This is a genomic window from Niveispirillum fermenti, from assembly GCF_048066175.1.
GTDB lineage: Bacteria > Pseudomonadota > Alphaproteobacteria > Azospirillales > Azospirillaceae > Niveispirillum > Niveispirillum fermenti.
Genome location: NZ_JBLTXA010000005.1, coordinates 142,673 through 159,427, shown reverse-complemented (window position 1 = coordinate 159,427; position 16,755 = coordinate 142,673). Strand labels below are relative to the sequence as shown.

Genomic DNA, 16,755 nt, shown 5'->3' with positions numbered 1-16,755 from the left:
GTGGACATGGCATCACCGATGGGTTGGTTGGCTGCCCAGAACAATCCGATATCGGATATGATCCGTCAACATGCACAAAAGGCGGGACAGGGCGGCTCCGGCCTTATGGCGCAAACGCCACCGGAAGGTGGAGACAGGGCGACAGTTGCCGTTAAGCCGCTGCGACAGCGCCCCGATCATTAGTTTTCCTAATGTCCAACGCGATTTAACCCCGTTTGTCCGGGGCCGGAAGCTTGGCTAGCGTCTGGGGGCAGACATGGAGGATGACGATGGTCACGAGGCGTCAATTCATTGGAAATACGGCATTTCTTTCGCTGCTGACCCTGACCGCTGCGCCTGTGGCGATGGCGGCCGGGCGTGATGGGGTGGGGATCGCCGGTATGAAGGCGGATATTGCCGCCATCGAGCGGGCGCGGGGTGGCCGACTGGGCGTGGCCGTGCTGGACCTGGCCACGGGCGACCGCGTCGCCTGGCGCGGGGGGGAGCGGTTCGCTTCCTACAGCACGTTCAAGTTCCCGCTGACGGCCTTCATCCTGTGGCGCATCGACCGGGGGCTGGAGCAGGCGGCGCGCATCATCCCCTATGGCAAGGCGGATCTGGTTTCCTGGTCGCCCGTGACGGCGCCGCAGGTCGACAAGGGCGGGATGAGCGTGCGCGACCTGTGCGAGGCGCAGATGATCCAGTCCGACAACACGGCGGCCAACCTGCTGCTGGCTGCCAGCGGCGGGCCGCCGGCGCTGACGGACTTTCTGCGCGGGCTGGGCGACAAGGTGACGCGCAGCGACCGGACCGAACCCACGGCCAACGATGTGCCCCCCGGTGAACAGCGCGACACGACCACGCCCGATGCCATGCTGGACCTGATGCGCACGCTGCTGTTCGGTGATGCGCTGTCGCCGGCGGCGCGAGGGCAACTGACGGCCTGGCTGATCGACAACCGCACGGGCGGCAAGCGGTTGCGGGCGGGCATGCCGGGCGGCTGGCGCGTGGGTGACAAGACGGGGGGCGGCGACAAAGGGTCCAACGACATCGCCATCCTGTGGCCACCGGCCGGCGGGCCGCTGCTGGTCACCGGCTATTACTGGAACCCCGCGGCGGGGGCGGAAGGGCGCAATGCCGCCTTCGCCGAGCTGGGCGCCCTGATTGCCCGGCGGCACGGGGGCTGACGCGGGGCCGGGGTGCTGCGGTCTCAGGCCACCACCTATGCGATTGCACAGTTTGCCGGCGTGCGGCGCGGGCGTAGACAGGGGAAGGGCGGTTTCGGTCGGTACGGGAGGTGCCCTTGACGGCGGATCGGCATGTCTTGTCCCGGCTCATGGCCGGCTATCTGGTGGCATTGACGCTGATCACTCTGCTGTCGGGCGGGGTGCATCTGTTGCTGGACCATGTCATCGCCCGGCAGCGCGATGCCGCCACCATCATCAATGTCGCCGGCCGCCAGCGCATGCTGTCGCAGCGCATCGCCCTGCTGGGCACGGACCTGCAGGCCGGGGACGCCACGGCCCGCCAGCCGCTGGCTGCCGCCATCGACCTGATGGCCCGGTCACAGGACGCGCTGGTGAAGGGCGGCGACCTGGGCATCGACCAGACACCGTCCCCGGCGCTGTCCGCGCATTATTTCGAAGGGCCGGCCCCGCTGGACCCGGCCGTGCGCGCCTTTCTGGATGAAGCCCGCGATTTCCTGCGGACGGGGGAACCGCTGGCCTATGCCCGGTTCCACGAGGCGGCCCGCAACAGCCTGCCCCAGGCACTGGATCGCGCCGTCACCCTGCTGGAGCAGGAGGCGAACGCCCGCATCGAATGGCTCCGCCAGGCCCAGCGCATCGTGCTGGCCATTCTGCTGACCACGTTGCTGGTGGAGGCGCTGTTCATCTTCCGCCCCATGCTGGTGCGCATGCGGCTTTATTCCGGCCGGCTGCTCGACATGGCCCTGCGCGACACGCTGACGGGGCTGGCCAACCGCCGCCACCTGATGGATTTCGGGGAAACGGCGCTGATCCGGGCCCGGCGGGAAGGGACGGAACTGTCCTGCCTGCTGGTCGATCTGGATCATTTCAAATCCATCAACGAACGGTTCGGCCATGCGGTCGGCGATGGCGTGCTGGTGCGCACGGCCGAACTGATCCAGGCCTCCCTGCGGCAGGGCGATCTTATCGGCCGCACGGGCGGTGGGGAATTCACCATCATCCTGCCAGGTGCGGGCGAGGCGGGGGCACTGCTGGTGGCGGAAAAGCTGCGGGCCATGCTGGAAGCCGATGGCGGCGGGTTGGGCCTGCCCTCCTTCACCGCCAGCATCGGGGTCACCATGCTGGTCCCGTCCGACCGGTCGCTGACCGACCTGACCGCCCGTGCCGACGCCGCGCTTTATGTCGCCAAGGGGTTGGGACGCAACCGCGTGCGCGTCCTGACCGGGGCGGAGGCGGCCCGCCAGATGGCCATCGGCCTGGCGTGATGTCGGGTGGCGGGGGCCGCCCCCGCGGGTGAAGGCGGGGGAAATGCGGGGTCAGGGACGGTCGTAATGGTCCTCGATCCGGATCACATCGTCCTGTCCGCGCGGATCACCGGTCTGCACCTCCACCAGGCAGAGATCGACCGCGCCGTCATTTTCCAGCCGGTGCGGCTGGCCGGCGGGGATGAACACGCTTTCATTGACATGGACGGTGCGCACGGTGTCCCCCAGCGTCACCTTGGCCTCGCCCTGCACGACGACCCAATGCTCGGCCCGGTGTTCATGGCGCTGGAGGGAAATCTTGTGGCCGGGGCGCACCGTCAGGCGCCGCACCTCGAACCCCGGCCCCGTATGGACAAGATGCGAATAGCCCCAGGGCCGGTAGGTGCGGCGATGGTCCAGCCGTTCCGTCCGTCCATCGGCCTTCAGCCTGTCGACGACTGTTTTCACGTCCTGCACCCGGTTGCGGTCGGCCACCAGCACGGCGTCGTCGGTTACCACGACGACCAGATCCTTGACGCCGACCAGCGCCGTCAGCCCCACTTCGCTGCGGACAAGATTGCTGTGGGCGTCGACCAGAATGGCGTCGCCCAGCACGGCATTGCCGATCTGGTCCTTGCCCGCGATCTCCCACAGCGCACTCCAGGCGCCGACATCGGTCCAGCCGATATCGCAGGGGACGACGGCGGCGCTGTCTGTCTTCTCCATGACCGCGAAATCGATGGAGATGTTGGGGGCCTTGGCGAAGGCATCCGGATCCAGGCGCAGGAAGTCCAGATCCACCCGCGCCGCTGCAATGGCGGCGTCGGCGGCGGCCAGCGCCTCTGGCGCGTGGCGTTCCAGTTCGGTAACGAAACGATCGGCACGGAACAGGAACATGCCGCTGTTCCACAGGTGCCGACCGCCTTCCAGATAGGTCCGGGCCACGGCCAGGGCCGGCTTTTCCGCGAATTGGCGCACGGCGAAGGCGCCCTCGGCCCCCGGCAGCCCGTCTCCCTTCTCGATATAGCCATAGCCGGTTTCGGGGCTGGTCGGCTGGATGCCGAAGGTCACCAGCCGGCCATCGGCCGCCGCCCTGGCCCCCGTGGCGATGGCGGCGCGGAAGGCCTCCGGCGACAGGATGGCATGATCGGCCGGCAGCAGCAGCACCAGTGCCGCCGGGTCGCGCTGGGCCGCCAGACGCGCGGCCACGGCCGCCGCCGGTGCCGTGTTACGGCCGAACGGCTCCAACACCAGATGCGTCGGGCGGATGCCCACCGTCTGCAACTGCTCTGCGATGGCGAAGCGGTGTTCCTGGTTGCAGATGACGATCGGGTCGGCGAAGCCATGGTCGCCCCCCACCCGTAACGCCGTCTCCTGGATCATCGTGCGTTCGCCGCACAGGTTCAGCAACTGCTTGGGAAACCGTTCCCGCGATACGGGCCATAGCCGCGAACCGGACCCGCCGGACAACAGCACGGGAATGATGGCGGAAGAGGGGGTGAGGTTGGTCATGGGCTGCACGCGGGGGTCGATACGGAACCGGAACGATCCCGCCAGGGTGCGGCCCGCGACGTGCGGGCCGGCCGGCGGCATCAGGGATGGCGGGCGGCGATCAGCACGCCTTCGACGGGCTGGCCTGCTTCATAACGCAGGACGAGCGGGGACAGTTCCAACACATCCAGCCCGGCACCCGTCAGACATTCCTGCAGGTAGGCCGGATCATGGGCATAGCGCCCGCCCTCATGCAGGGTATAGGCTTGGCCCGTCGCAGCCTCCACCGTGGCCAGCAGCAGGCCGCCGGGGCGCAGGCTGGCGGCCGCGGAGCGGAAAACCCCGCCCAGATCACCGAAATAGCAGAAGACATCGCCGGCCGTGATGATGTCGAAACTGCGGGGCCGCGCGATCAGATAGGCCCCGATCTCCGCCTGCTCCAGGTCGGTGTAGCCGCCGCGCCGCGCGGCAAGCTGGAGCATGGAAAAGGACAGGTCCACACCTGTCAGTGCGCGCGCATGGGCAGCCAGATGCGGTGCCAGCAGGCCGGTGCCGCAGCCGACATCCAGGATGTCGCGATCGGCAGCACCCGGCCCGGCATGGTTCAGCAGGGCGGCCCCGATGGCGGCCGGAACGGCATAGCCCAGGGCCCCGATCATCTCGTCGAAGCGACGGGCCGACGCATCGAAGGTCTGTGACACGAAGGCGTCACTGGCCCGCGGCGGCACGGGCGCACCGCCGACCGCGGCCGTCACATGGTCGAGCTGGGCCGACTGGCCGACAATGGCCCGCCATTCGGACAGCAGCGCGTCCAGGGCCGCGCGGTCGCCCGTGCGATGCAGGCCCGCGGCCACCGATCCCAGCTCCACCTGGGCCGGCGCGCTTTCCGGCGCCAGACGCAACGCTTTCAGCGCGGCGTCGGCCGCCATGTCCAGCCGGCCGACGCCGCGCCAGGCCAGCGAGATGTTGATATGCAGGGACGAACTGTTCGGCTCCATCGACAAAGCCTGGGCGAAGCAGGCCAGTGCCTCGTCATACTGGCCCGCCTCCGACAGGGTCAGGCCCAGGTTGGAATGGGCCGTGGCCAGATCGGGACGCAGGCGCAGCGCCAGGCGAAAATGGTCGATCGCCTCGTCCATGCGGTCCAGCCGGCGCAGTGTCAGCCCCAGATTGCTGGCCGCTTCCGCATAATGCGGCCGGGCCTTCAGGGCGTTGGCATAATGCTCCGCCGCGATTTCCGGATGCCCGGCCTCATAGAACAGGGTGCCAAGATTGTAATAGGCCTCCGCGAACATGGGTTCGCGTTCCAGCGTGTCCAGGTAATGGTTCGCGGCATCGTGGCCGCGGCCCTGGGCCTGGGCCACGGCCCCCTGGTTGAAGTGATAGATGGGATTCTCCGGTTCCAGCGCGGCGGCGGCGGCATAGGCCTGCGCGGCACCGTCGTAATCCTCCATATTCTCCAGCGCCACCCCCAGGTCGGCGCGCAAGGTGGCGTCGCCGGGATCGTCCAGGATGGCTTCCCTCAGCAGGGGGACCGCGTCGGCGTAACTGCCGGCATCCAATGCCATCCGGCCCCGGTCCGCGGGGCTGCCGTCAACGCCAATGCTGATATCGGTCATGTTCTTATCGTCCTTCCCCGGCGATGCCGGCCCTTGATCCCGGCCCAGGCACGATAACGGCTTGGAATCGCGATGAACAGGGGTTCGATGGGCGTAGGCCGCCGGCACCGGAGAAGCCCTGCAGGCTCCGCCCGGCGCTATCGGGAGAAAAGGGGGGCTTGGCAGGCTGCGGTCAGGCGGGCAGCAGGCCGGACAGGTCGAACGGCTCCCGGCCTTCCAACTGTCCCAGCAGCCGGTAATGGGTCAGGCCGCTGTCAAAGGCGCCGACGGCCACCGCCGCCGCAACGTCCGGATTGTGGGTCAGATAGAATGCCTCGTTGAAGGCGTCGGTGGCCAGCCTGCCCTCGTACCGGCCGAAGCTGAGATAATGATCGATGGCCGAACCGACATAGCCGGCATCGACCGCCACCGCCACATCGGGGTTCAGGGCCAGATAGCTTTCGCTGTCGAACAGGGCGTTGGGGTTGCGTCCCTCGAACTGGCCGAACAGGATGTAATGCTCGAAAGCGCTGTTCAGGACGCCGGCTTCCAATGCCTGGGCGATGTCGGGATATTGCGCCAGATAATAGCTTGTATCGAAGAAGGCGGCGGGGTCGCGCCCCTCATGCTTGCCATAGGACCAGAAATGGGTCTCCATGCTGTCCAGCGCGCCGATGGCGACGGCATGGGCCACGTCGGGATTGCTGCGGGCATAGAAATCGGCGTCGAACCGCACGCTGGTCAGGTACTCCCCCCAGCTTCCGCTATCGATCATGCCGTCGGCGAATTGCACATATTCCACATTCTGGATGCGGATCTGTCCCTCCGCCCCTGTGATCAGCGCCCAGGTGCCGTCATCTTCCGTCACGCGGGTGATGCTGTAACTGTCAGCCGTGCCGGACAGGACCAGCCGGTCCAGCCCGGTGCCCCCGTCCACCCGGTCCCCGTCACCCGGAGCGATGAACACGTCGTTGCCGCCCAGCCCCCTGATCGTGTCGGCCCAGCCCGTGCCGCGGATCGTGTCGCCGCCTGCCGTGCCGGTGATGGAGACGACAGATGTTGTATCGGTGGCCCCGGCGTAATTGCCGAACGTGACATAGACCATGTCGCCATGGATGCCGACGCCCATCGTGTCCCAGCGGGATGACAGAATATTGGCGCTGGCGCCGGGATTGGCCATCCAGTCGGCCAGCACGTTGGATTGCTGTTCGCCGGCCAGCACGCCATCGGCATTTTCCGCCAGGCTCTGCGGCAGGGTCAGCGCCAGGTCGCGGCCGATGGCCAGCACGCCACTGACAAAGGACTGCCCGTCGCTCCAGTGGTGCAGGGTCGGCACGGGACGCGCCGCCACCTCCGCCACGGCCCAGTTGTCATAGCCGACATTGATGTCGAAATCCGCCGCATGCTGGCCCGCGATCACCGTCAGATCATAGGACGGCTTCAGGGCGGCGAGCCCGCCGGCCACGCGCAGGTCATTGATGGCGTGGTAGAGGTTCAACTCGTCGACCGACAGGGTGTTGCTGCCGGCATAGAGGGTCGTCTGCGCTGCCAAACTCATCGTCTCAGCCTCCGGTGACCAGCAGGTGTGCGGCGGTCGACAAGTCGATCTCCACCGTGGCCTGTCCAATGATGGTCATGTTCGCACTACCATTGGCAACCAACGCCCCCAGGTCCGTGACGATGGCGCTGGACGTGCCGTGGTCATGGGCCTTTTCGATCACCAAACTATCTTTCCCTTCCTCGAAATTCCCCAATTTCGCGGTCAGGTCCGTGTCCTGCCTGTCCAGGATGATCAGGAACAGGTCTTCCTTGCCGTCGATGCCCGTGAAGGACACGTCCGTGCCGTGGGCGACCTGCACCCGCTCCGTCCCGTATGTGAAGATCAGATTGCCATCGTCCGTGATGGCCGGGGTTTCCGCCATGGCCGTTGCTGCCGGTTCCGCCGCATCCACCGCGATGGCGGCGGGCATTGGTATAGGCGCCAGGGTCCCCCGATCCTCTTGATCGGGCGCCGGGGCCGGATGGTCCTCCGGCTTGGTGACGGCGGGACCGGTAAGGGCGGTCATCAATGTCGGCGATACGCCATCATCGTCCATTGCCGCAACCGCATGCCGGTCCTGATGCGTGACGGAGGGGGCGTCGGAAGGAGAGGCCAGATCCAGCAGGTCCATGCCGGTTCCAGCCGCGTCGTCACCTTCCCGCGCCTCCGGCATTGCGGGCGGGGCCGCCACGGCATCCTGGCTGATGGCACCGGCGATCACATCGGCGCTCAGCACCGCCATGACGGCGCTGACGATGCGCAGGAAGGCGTGGCTGCCATCGCGGTCCGTATCGCCGGCATCGGGCGCGTCCTGACCCGTTCCGGCCGTCGTATCAATCCCGGCCAGGGCCTGCAGGCTGCCGATATTGATCTGTGACAGGGCGTGGCGCAGCGTTTCGCCCGACCAGTTCTCCCCGTCCAGCACATGCACCACGAAGAAGCCGTCGATCCGCGCGATATGCAGCAGGGCGTCGCCGCTGGCCACATCCTCGATCGCGAACCAGGGTTCCCGCTCGTCCGACATGCCCGATGCCGCCTCCACGATCAGGCCGTGACGGGCGAACTGATCGATGCAGCGATAGATATCGGCGAGGTCCTGGTTGGACCAGGCTCCCGAATTGCCACCGGGATTGCCATTGTCCTGGCCGCGGCCGGGGAAGCGGAATATCTCGGCCGACGCGCTCATGCCGGCCCCCTGTCTTCGCTGGCCTCGACCGCCGCCCCGTCCCGGCCCGACTGGTCGTCCGGCAGCAGGGAGCGCAGCGCGGCGAAGGCATCCGGTTCATAGGCGGCCAGATAACCGGCGGCGAAATGCGACGGGTCCATGCCCAGGGCCGTCGCCCATCCGGCCAGCGCCCCCTGTGGCACCCGGCCGCGGCCGGCCTCCACGGCGCTGATCAATGTCGGTGTGGTGACGCCGATCGTCTCCGCCAGGCGCCTGGTGGTGAAGCCATGCTCCACCCGCCGCCGGCGCATTGCCTGCCCCCAGGCCGTTCGGCGCTCCCGCACGGCGGCCAGCCGCTCGCGCGCCCCGGCCTCGGCCATATCGCCATGGCCGGCCTTGGATGCCGCGAACTGGAGGGAGACGATCTCGCCCATGGCTGTCGATGGTCCGTAATCGATGGTCCGTAGCGGCTCAGACGACCTTGAATTTCGGCGCGCCGGCCGGTTGCGATCCACCGGCGTCCCGGCCGGGAACGGTGCCATCCCCGAACAGGATGGCATGGGTGATCGGATCATAGAATTGCATCAGGGTGCGGACGAATGCCGCCGGTTCCATCGCCAGCGCCCCGGCCCAGGCCATGTAGCTGTCCGGCGGAATGCGGCCGCGCCCGGCCTCGATCATCGAGACCATCGTGTAATATTCGAGCCCGACAAGTTCCGCCAGCGCCCGCTGTGTCAGCCCGACCTCCGTCCGGCGCGCCTTCAGCCAGGCACCGGCCTGCCGGCGCAGTTCCTTGACCTCTTCGCCGCCACCATGCTGGGGATGTGAGTACATCCGAATACCTCTAACTTCTGTCTAGGTCGAACATAAGCGACTTTATAACAGATTGCCAATGTTCTTTCGCAACAGTCCCCGCCATGATGACGCAACGTTGCCCCCACCGCTATGGCTGAACGTTGCAGGCGCGATGCGCGCCGTTATAGGATGCCGGCCTTCCAGAGCTGTATCGTGATGCCAATCCTTGAAATAGCGCTTGACTTGCGTGGTCGCCATCTGGCTTTCCCGCGTGATGCCCGAGCGTCATCGAAACGCAAAGCCGAAGGCCGGCAGGCCCTGGTCCGCCAGGCCTGTCACGGGAAGCTGACGACACCGGCAATCTTGAACGGAATGGTGACAGTATGGTGCAGGCGATGAGGGTTCTTCCCAGCCAGGAGTTCATCGAGGACTTGTACAACCCCTATACGGGCTCCACCGATCTCGTCGTCCGCGATGGTTCCGTTGTCGATACGACGGGAAACCAGGAATTCCGGATCACCGACGGCATCATCGAGTTTTCGGGCTTTGACGAGGTCGATGAACACAAGAAGCGGGAGATTTCCTACACGTTCGAATATAAGGACGAGGAGAAGATCAAGCTCCAGCTCGCCAAGCATACCTGGAGCAGCTACTATAATTATTTCCAGACCGGAAAATTCAAACGCATCCTGGGATTGATCCGACGCTGTGGCGGGGACGAGTTCGCGGTGATGGGCTGCGGGTCGGGCTATGATATCGGTCAGTTGATCGTGCAGGGCGCCAGCCCGCGCCGCATCTATGCCAGCGACCTGTCCATCCATTCCGTGCGAATCGTGCCGCACCAGTTGCGTCAGTTCGGCTATTCCGGCGAACTGGCCCTGTTCACGTCCGACCTGGATTTCGTGCCGATCCGGTCCCGCAAGGTGCCGGTGATCGTGTTCGAGGCGCTGCACCACACGCCGGAAATGCATCACAGCATCGATAAGCTGCTGGCCTATGGCTATGACAATGTCATCTTCGTGGAGCCCACGAACAACATGGTGATCCGCTGGCTGGCCCGGCGCGGCCTGGCGCAGCGAATCGAATATTCCGGGCTGAAGCCGGGCCGGCTGGAACTGGACCGGCTGCGGCGCATGGCGGAGACCCATGGCTATGACCTGTCCATCCGCACCTTGTGGGAATTTCCCGAAGATTATTTCCGCCGCCTGCCGGGTAATCGCAGCCGTCTGGTCGAATGGGCCTTCCTGCGGGCCCTGTCCGTCTGGTCCGCCATTTCCAACATCGCAAAGTTCGGCAACATGAGCATCGTCCATCTCACGCGCAAGACGGCCGACTGATGACCGATCCCATGCTCGTGCTGCTGTGCGCCCTGAACATGGCGTTCAATTTCCTGATTGAACCGGCCTTTCTGTGGTTTTTCGCATATGTGGCACGGGTGCCGTTCCTGAATGCCTATTCGGTGCTGGTGCTGGCCTTGCTGCCGGTGCGGCTGCTGTGGCTGTTCGCCGGGCCGTCGGTGCATTTCGATGACGGGGTCCTGGACGGCACCTACCAGTATCTGCTGCTGCTGGAGAACCTGCATTTCTCCCTGCGGCACATGGTGGCGGGTGCCATGATCCTGGCCTTGTCGCGGCAGAACGTGGTGGCCGGCCTGATCGACCAGTTCCATTACCAGCCGATCTCCACAGTGCGGCTGCGGCTGGCGGCCGGCCTGTTCTTCGGTCTGTTCCTGCTGTTCTTCGTGGTCACGGCAAGCTGGAGCTTCGGGCTGATCAACTGGATCCTGAGCCCGCGCACGGGGTATCAGATGCACCGCACGGGGGCCGGCGCCTTCTATGCGCTGTCGGTGTCGTTCCTGGCCGTTTCCTATGTGCTGGCGCTGCTGTCCCTGTCGGTACGCTGGCACATCATCGCGGCCTGGCTGTTCTTCCTGCCTTTCGTCTTCATGCTGGGTTCCAAGGGATATCTCATCCTTTATACGGTCACGGCCTTTGCCTTCATGCTGATCTATGGGTTCAAGATCCAGATCCGCACGGTGGCGGCCGTCGGCGTGGTCATGGCGGCGGCGGTGCTGTTGAATTTCGGGTCAGCCGATCTGGTCGATATCTTCTTCTATTTCGATTACTACTCCAACAGCGCCTATTTCATCCGCGCCTATCACAATGGCGTCGCGGACCTTTTCTATGGCCAGATTTCCGCGACGGAGATCATCAGCGCGGTGCCGCGCCTGCTGTGGGCGGACAAGCCCTTCGTCTATGGCCCGATCCTGCTGAACGAGATGTTCTATCCCGGCCTGGCGGAGGCGGGGCATACCCCGGCCTTTGGCGGCCCGATCCTGGCCTATGCCGATTTCGGGGTGCCGGGTGTGATCGTAGGCGGGCTGACCGACTGGGGCTATCTGGGCCATGTCTTGATGGCCTTCATGCTGCTGACCAGCCTGCGGGAGCGGGGGGCCGCCTATGTCCGGTCGCACCATTTCTATGTGTTCCTGGCCATCATGCTGCTGGCGCCCGGCTATCTGAACTTCTTCGCCTTCCCCCTCAACCTGATCCTGATGGGTGTCGTGGCTTGCGGCATCTTTGCCTGCAACCTGTTGCCGCGGCTGCGGCTGGTGCGGTTCGCCTGACCGGCAGGGGTCAGGCGGCGGGGAGCGGGCCGGCAGCCGCCGTCACCATTTCGCGGACATAGGCTGCATGTGGATCACCCAGGGCCTCGGCACGGGCGACCAGGGCCATGGCGGTTTCGCGATCCTGGTCCAGCCGCCAGGCCATCTCCCCCAGGACGGCCAGGACGGCGGGGAATTCCTGGGCGGCGGCTGTTTCCATCCGCCGGCGTACATCGGCCAGTTCCGCCTCGGCGTCCGGCCGGTGCTTCAGCAGCATGCGGGCCAGATTGACCTGAGAGACCACATGGCCCTGCTGGGCCGACAGGGTGAACAGGGTGATGGCGCGCTCCGGGTCCTCCGGTATCTCCACGCCCAGCGTCATGGCATAGGCCAGCCGGAACTGGGCCGAGGCGCTGCCCAGTTCGGCCGCCGCGGCGTAGCAGCGGAAGGCCGCCTCCTTGTCCAGTGGCACGCCCTTGCCGTGGTAATGCATCACCCCGAGATTATAGGTGGCGTCGGCGTGGCGCTGGCCCGCCGCCTTCATGATGTGCTGGCGGGCCCGGTCATGGTCCTCCGGCACGCCCATTCCTTCCAGGAAGCACATGCCAAGCTGGAATTCCGCTTCCGGCAGCTCGGCCGCCGCCTGTTCCAGATAGCGCAGGCCACGGGCCGCGTCGGGGATGACGCCGTCACCTCGCAGATGGATCTGGCCCAGGGCCAGGGCGGCGCGGGCATTGCCGGCTTCGGCGGCGGCCGTGTACCAGACCACGGCTTCCGAGCGGTTGGGCACCGTGGTGCGGCCCTGCTGATGCAGTTCGGCCAGCAGGACCATGCTGTCGGCATCCCCCTTCACGGCTGCCCGCCGGATCCAGGTTTCCGCCTGCACCGGATCGGCGCGGCCGACCGTACCGCGCAGGTAAAGCAGGCCCAGCAGGCGCATGGCCGCAATGATCCCCGCCTCCGACGCCTTGGACAGCCAGCGCCGTGCCTCCACCGGGTCGGCATCGGTGCCGATGCCGTTCAGCAGGTGGGTGCCCGTGAAATAGGCGGCCGTGGCATTGTCCTGGTCCGCCGCGCGGCGATAGAGCGGATAGGCCTCCGCCGGCTCGCGGCCGGGCACTTCCCCGGCGCTGATCAGGTTGGCCAGCCCGACCATGCCGGTGGCGTTGCCGGCATCGGCGGCCCGGCCATACCATCGCGCCGCGTCCTCGGGCTCGCGTGGGACGCCGGGGCCGCCGTCACGGCTCAGAAGCCAGCCAAGCAGCACCTGTGCTTCCACATTGCCTTGTTCGGCCGCCAGACGGGCCCAATGGCGGGCCGCCTTGTCATCCTGGGCCAGGAAAAAGGGGGCGTCACCGCCGGCCCGCCCCTCGCCCTCCCCGGCATGGCCGATCCCGCGGGCGTAAAGGGATGCAACGCGGGTCTGCGCCAGGGCCAGGCCGGATTCGGCCGCAGCCAGATACCAGCGGAAGGCCCCCCCCGGGTCGCGCAGGACGCCGATCCCCTTCGCCAGCGCCTCGGCCAGGGCGAACTGGCATTCGCCGTCGCCGGCCCGCGCACCCTCCTGCCAGATGCCGGCGGCCTTGGTCAGCTTTCCGGCCTCCGCCGCCTTCCGGCCGCGTGTCAGGGGGGATCCGCGCAGTCCCTGCAACTGCTTCCATGTCTTCGATATCATGGTCTGAAGGGCCACGCGGATGCACCTTTCCCGTGAAATGGTTACCAAGGGGGACTGGCGGGCATGACGGCCTGTGACCGGCCGCTTTCCCCCTTGGTGATCCTTGCCAGCGTCTTATACCCCCCCGTGTCCCGGTGATCACCGTCTTACCAGAACCCGGCAAATTCTACTTTCCAGGTTCTGGTCTTATACGAGATTGCCGGTGATCGCCACGGGCGGGTCAATCCGGCAGCCCGAAATCGCGGCGCAGCATGCCGAGCCAGGCCGGCATCGCCACCTGCGCGCTGTCGAAATGGCGCAGCACGGTCTGCCGGGCCGCGGCACCCAGGTCCCGACGCGCCGATGCCGGCAGGGCCAGCGCCGCCACGATGCCGGCCGCGATGGCCGCCGGGTCCAGCGGCGGCACCAGCAGCCCGTTGGCGCCGTGGGCCACCACCTCCTGCACGGGTGGCGTTGCCGAGGCGACCAGCGTGACGCCGCAGGCCATGGCCTCCAGCATCGACCAGCTCAGCACGAACGGGTAGGTCAGGTAGACATGCGTGCGGGACAGGCGCATCAGGTTGATGAACCCGTCATGCGGCACGTGCCCCAGGAAATGAACCCGGTCCAGGGGCAGCCGGCCGGCCAGTTCCGACAGCATGCGCGTGCGCCAGCTCCCGCCCTCGCGCGGGGGATTGCCATAGGACACACCGTCGCCGCCCGCGATGACCAGATGGGCATCGGGCACCTGTTCCAGGAATAGCGAAGCGGCCCGCATCAGGGTGTGGAATCCGCGATAGGGTTCCAGGTCGCGGGCCACATAGGTCACGATGGGTGTGCCGGGGGCCAGCACCCGCCCGTCCGGCAGGGTCAGCGGCCGGGCCGGGCCGGGAGAGGCGGCCACGGTGTCGATGCCGTCATGCAGGCGGCTGATCCGGTCCCGATAGGCGGCGGGATGCAATCCGTGCTGCCAGCGTGTCGGGCTGACACCGCGATCCATGGCTTCCAGTGTCAGCAGGTTGACGGCGTTCATCACCCGCACGCGCGCCACGTCGCCCAGGGTGGCGGGGAATTCCGGGTCGCAGCCGACATCGGCCCCCTGGCCATGATAGTAGAATTCGCAATAGCCGATCAGCCGTGCCCGGGGCCAGACATCCTTGATGAACAGCGTTTCGCCCCAGCCATTGTGGCCGATCACCAGGTCGGGCACGAATCCCGTTTGCTGAAGCCCCACGCATGCCACCAGCACGGCCTGGGCCCGCCAGATGGCCTGGTCCGGCAGGTGGAGATAGGGATGCGGCCGGCCATCGGCTGGGGCCTTCACCTGATAGGTGGTGACGGCGACCCCGTCCACGGGGGCGGCCGGATCGCTGGCCAGGGCCCGCACCTCCACCCCCGGCAGGCCGGCCAGATGGCGGGCCAGATGCAGGAACTGGCCGGGGAAATCCTTATGCAGGAACAGGATGCGGTACATCGCCGGTTGGAATGCCTGCGGCTGGGGGGATGGCTGTGGGACAAGGCGGATGGCTGAAAGGCATCATAGCGGGTTTTCCGCTGACCTTTGCCATCCTTATGTTATCAACGCAGTCCCTTGCGCGACAGGCAGCGATATCCAGCCACCGGGAGAGAGCCGTGGAGTTCATCTGGCAATCCGAAGACAGCCCCGCCATTGCGCAGTCCTGCCCGGTCTGCGGCCATGGTGGCGGACACCGGCCCGTGGTGGTGCTACCCCGTTCGGGGCCCGGCGGTGCGGACTGGGTAATCGTGCAATGCGCCGGTTGCGCCACCCGCTTTTCCACCGACCGGCAGGGCGCCGATTACCACGGCGATGACCTGCCCAACGCCCCCCTGCTGCATTTCTATCTGGAACAGGGGGCCGGCCTGCGCCCCATGCTGGAACCGCTGGGCTTCGTGGAGCCGGGTGAGGGGCGGCGCATGCTGGAGATCGGCGGCGGATTCGGCTTCGTCAGCGATTTCACCCAGGAAGTGTTCGGATGGACAGCCAAGGGGTATGACCCTTCCGGCCTGGCCACGCTGGGCCGTGATTATCTGGGGCTGGACATCACGCGCGACTATTGGACGGCCGATACGCCCATGACGCAGCCGTTCGACATCGCCTATGCCTCGGAGGTGGTCGAGCATATTCCCGAACCCGGTCCCTTCCTGGCGGCCATGCGGCGTGCCGTGGGCGACCAGGGCATGGCCGTGCTGACCACGCCCGACGGTGCCGCGCTGAACCCCCTGACATCGCCGGCCATGCTGGCCCCCATTGCCAGCCCCGGCCTGCATCTGACCCTGTTCAGCGCGGCTGGGCTGGAGCATGCGTTGCGGGCCGCCGGCTTCACGCAGATCAGGGTGGAAGCGGTGGGCTGCTCCCTGCACGCCTTCGCATCCAATGCGCCGCTGCCGCCCCCGCGCCTGCTGGACGCTGCGCATTATCATCGCTATCTGCGGCAGCGAATCGCGTCGCCGGACCTGGCCCCGGCGCTGCTGTCGGGTCTGCGCTACCGGCTGATGAAGGACATGGTGAATGGCGGCGACCCCGACGAGGCGCTGGCCCTGTTCGAAGAAATAGCAGCGGCCCATCGTCAGCGATTCGGCATCGACATCACCCGGCCGCAATCGCTCATGGTGCCGGACGCGGGATTGTCGACAGAGCAATGGCTGTCGGCCATGCCGGGCAATGTCGCGGGCCTGCTCTATTTCCGGGCCGTGCTGGCCAACAATGTCCAGGGAGATGCACAGGCTGCTGCCCTTTTCGCGGGCAAGGCAGCGCTGATGGGGGCGGGCCTGCGCCGGGCGCTGCACAAGGTTGGTATGGAGGATGGCGAGACCGAGGTGCTGTGCATGGCGGCGATCAATCTGTTCATGACCGCCGCCGTCGGGTGCGGTGCCGATGTGGCGCCCCTTCTGACGGCCGTGGAGGAAGGAGCCGCCGCCGACGGATTGCTGCTGCCCGACCAGTTCCGCCGGACAGCGCGGGCCACGGTTTGCCGCGATCTGCGCAACACCCGCAATCCCAACCTGCTCTGGCAGGGCGTGACCCGGGTGGAGGCGGCGGAAGGGGAGGTCGCACTGCTGGAGCGGCTGTTGCGCGCCGATATCCCGGCCGGCCCCGTCCCGGCCTTCACCGCGATCGAACAGGCTGCCGATGCCGCGGCCGTGCGGGCCGCCCTGGACGCCATCTGGGTGACGCCCGGTGCGGCGGAGGCACCAGCCTCCATCCGCCATGCGCGCAAGCTGGCACTGATTCGTCTTGTACTCCTGGGCGCCTTCGCGGAGGCGGAGCATCTGTTCGCCGCCTGGGACACGCCGAAGCTGGCGGAAGACGAGCCCGTGGCCCAGGCACTGGCCATTGCTGCATCTGCGAAGGGCTGACGCATGGGGGAATGACCGGAAGGGGGTGTTCAACCTGTTGGCCTAGGTCAAAAGTTTTAGGTAGGGGTTTTTACCAACCGTTGCAATACCTTTTCCGG

Annotated in this window: 13 protein-coding genes; 5 read left to right on the top strand and 8 right to left on the bottom strand. The window is 66.8% G+C overall.

The window, feature by feature from the left end:
- The first annotated feature begins 269 nt into the window (after positions 1-269).
- Together bla and ACM9LZ_RS07155 are read left to right on the top strand one after the other, a co-directional pair.
- On the top strand, positions 270-1,166 hold the full coding sequence (bla, locus tag ACM9LZ_RS07160; protein WP_416618669.1) for a class A beta-lactamase: 897 nt from the start codon (positions 270-272) through the stop codon (positions 1,164-1,166).
- A gap of 137 nt (positions 1,167-1,303) precedes the next feature.
- Positions 1,304-2,452: a GGDEF domain-containing protein gene (locus ACM9LZ_RS07155; protein WP_416618668.1), complete on the top strand. Its 1,149-nt coding sequence runs from the start codon at positions 1,304-1,306 to the stop codon at positions 2,450-2,452.
- 51 nt (positions 2,453-2,503) lie between these two features.
- On the opposite strand, the gene ACM9LZ_RS07150 is transcribed toward ACM9LZ_RS07155, so the two are convergent.
- The 6 genes from ACM9LZ_RS07150 to ACM9LZ_RS07125 form a co-directional block, all read right to left on the bottom strand.
- Complete coding sequence (locus ACM9LZ_RS07150) at positions 2,504-4,024, bottom strand: mannose-1-phosphate guanylyltransferase/mannose-6-phosphate isomerase (protein WP_416618667.1); 1,521 nt, start codon at positions 4,022-4,024, stop codon at positions 2,504-2,506.
- Complete coding sequence (locus ACM9LZ_RS07145; protein ID WP_416618666.1) at positions 4,024-5,541, bottom strand: tetratricopeptide repeat protein; 1,518 nt, start codon at positions 5,539-5,541, stop codon at positions 4,024-4,026. Before ACM9LZ_RS07145 ends, ACM9LZ_RS07150 begins: the two co-directional genes overlap by 1 nt.
- 172 nt (positions 5,542-5,713) lie before the next feature.
- Positions 5,714-7,078, bottom strand: coding sequence for a CAP domain-containing protein (locus tag ACM9LZ_RS07140; protein WP_416618665.1), 1,365 nt, complete (start codon positions 7,076-7,078; stop codon positions 5,714-5,716).
- A gap of 4 nt (positions 7,079-7,082) precedes the next feature.
- The gene (locus ACM9LZ_RS07135) at positions 7,083-8,246 is read right to left on the bottom strand and encodes a hypothetical protein (RefSeq protein ID WP_416618664.1); all 1,164 of its coding nucleotides are present in this window, start codon (positions 8,244-8,246) and stop codon (positions 7,083-7,085) included.
- Complete coding sequence (locus ACM9LZ_RS07130; protein WP_416618663.1) at positions 8,243-8,659, bottom strand: helix-turn-helix domain-containing protein; 417 nt, start codon at positions 8,657-8,659, stop codon at positions 8,243-8,245. Before ACM9LZ_RS07130 ends, ACM9LZ_RS07135 begins: the two co-directional genes overlap by 4 nt.
- Positions 8,660-8,696: 37 nt before the next feature.
- Entirely contained in the window at positions 8,697-9,059 is a 363-nt protein-coding gene (locus ACM9LZ_RS07125) for a helix-turn-helix domain-containing protein (protein WP_416618662.1), read from the bottom strand.
- Between the two features lie 356 nt (positions 9,060-9,415).
- Here ACM9LZ_RS07125 and ACM9LZ_RS07120 point away from each other — a divergent pair, with 356 nt between their 5' ends.
- Entirely contained in the window at positions 9,416-10,357 is a 942-nt protein-coding gene (locus ACM9LZ_RS07120; protein WP_416618661.1) for a class I SAM-dependent methyltransferase, read from the top strand.
- Entirely contained in the window at positions 10,357-11,646 is a 1,290-nt protein-coding gene (locus ACM9LZ_RS07115; protein WP_416618660.1) for a hypothetical protein, read from the top strand. The genes ACM9LZ_RS07120 and ACM9LZ_RS07115 overlap by 1 nt, the downstream gene beginning before the upstream one ends.
- A gap of 10 nt (positions 11,647-11,656) precedes the next feature.
- Here ACM9LZ_RS07115 and ACM9LZ_RS07110 read toward each other — a convergent pair whose 3' ends face one another.
- Complete coding sequence (locus ACM9LZ_RS07110; protein WP_416618659.1) at positions 11,657-13,315, bottom strand: tetratricopeptide repeat protein; 1,659 nt, start codon at positions 13,313-13,315, stop codon at positions 11,657-11,659.
- A gap of 205 nt (positions 13,316-13,520) precedes the next feature.
- Positions 13,521-14,753, bottom strand: coding sequence for a glycosyltransferase (locus ACM9LZ_RS07105; protein WP_416618658.1), 1,233 nt, complete (start codon positions 14,751-14,753; stop codon positions 13,521-13,523).
- A 158-nt stretch (positions 14,754-14,911) separates the two neighbouring features.
- Here ACM9LZ_RS07105 and ACM9LZ_RS07100 point away from each other — a divergent pair, with 158 nt between their 5' ends.
- The gene (locus ACM9LZ_RS07100; protein WP_416618657.1) at positions 14,912-16,657 is read left to right on the top strand and encodes a class I SAM-dependent methyltransferase; all 1,746 of its coding nucleotides are present in this window, start codon (positions 14,912-14,914) and stop codon (positions 16,655-16,657) included.
- Positions 16,658-16,755 lie beyond the last annotated feature (98 nt).

Coding starts and splice junctions, on each gene's coding strand:
- bla (WP_416618669.1), top strand. CDS start 270: ATGGTCACGAGGCGTCAATTCATTGGAAATACGGCATTTCTTTCGCTG.
- ACM9LZ_RS07150 (WP_416618667.1), bottom strand. CDS start 4,024: ATGCCGCCGGCCGGCCCGCACGTCGCGGGCCGCACCCTGGCGGGATCG.
- ACM9LZ_RS07145 (WP_416618666.1), bottom strand. CDS start 5,541: ATGACCGATATCAGCATTGGCGTTGACGGCAGCCCCGCGGACCGGGGC.
- ACM9LZ_RS07140 (WP_416618665.1), bottom strand. CDS start 7,078: ATGAGTTTGGCAGCGCAGACGACCCTCTATGCCGGCAGCAACACCCTG.
- ACM9LZ_RS07135 (WP_416618664.1), bottom strand. CDS start 8,246: ATGAGCGCGTCGGCCGAGATATTCCGCTTCCCCGGCCGCGGCCAGGAC.
- ACM9LZ_RS07130 (WP_416618663.1), bottom strand. CDS start 8,659: ATGGGCGAGATCGTCTCCCTCCAGTTCGCGGCATCCAAGGCCGGCCAT.
- ACM9LZ_RS07125 (WP_416618662.1), bottom strand. CDS start 9,059: ATGTACTCACATCCCCAGCATGGTGGCGGCGAAGAGGTCAAGGAACTG.
- ACM9LZ_RS07120 (WP_416618661.1), top strand. CDS start 9,416: ATGAGGGTTCTTCCCAGCCAGGAGTTCATCGAGGACTTGTACAACCCC.
- ACM9LZ_RS07115 (WP_416618660.1), top strand. CDS start 10,357: ATGACCGATCCCATGCTCGTGCTGCTGTGCGCCCTGAACATGGCGTTC.
- ACM9LZ_RS07105 (WP_416618658.1), bottom strand. CDS start 14,753: ATGTACCGCATCCTGTTCCTGCATAAGGATTTCCCCGGCCAGTTCCTG.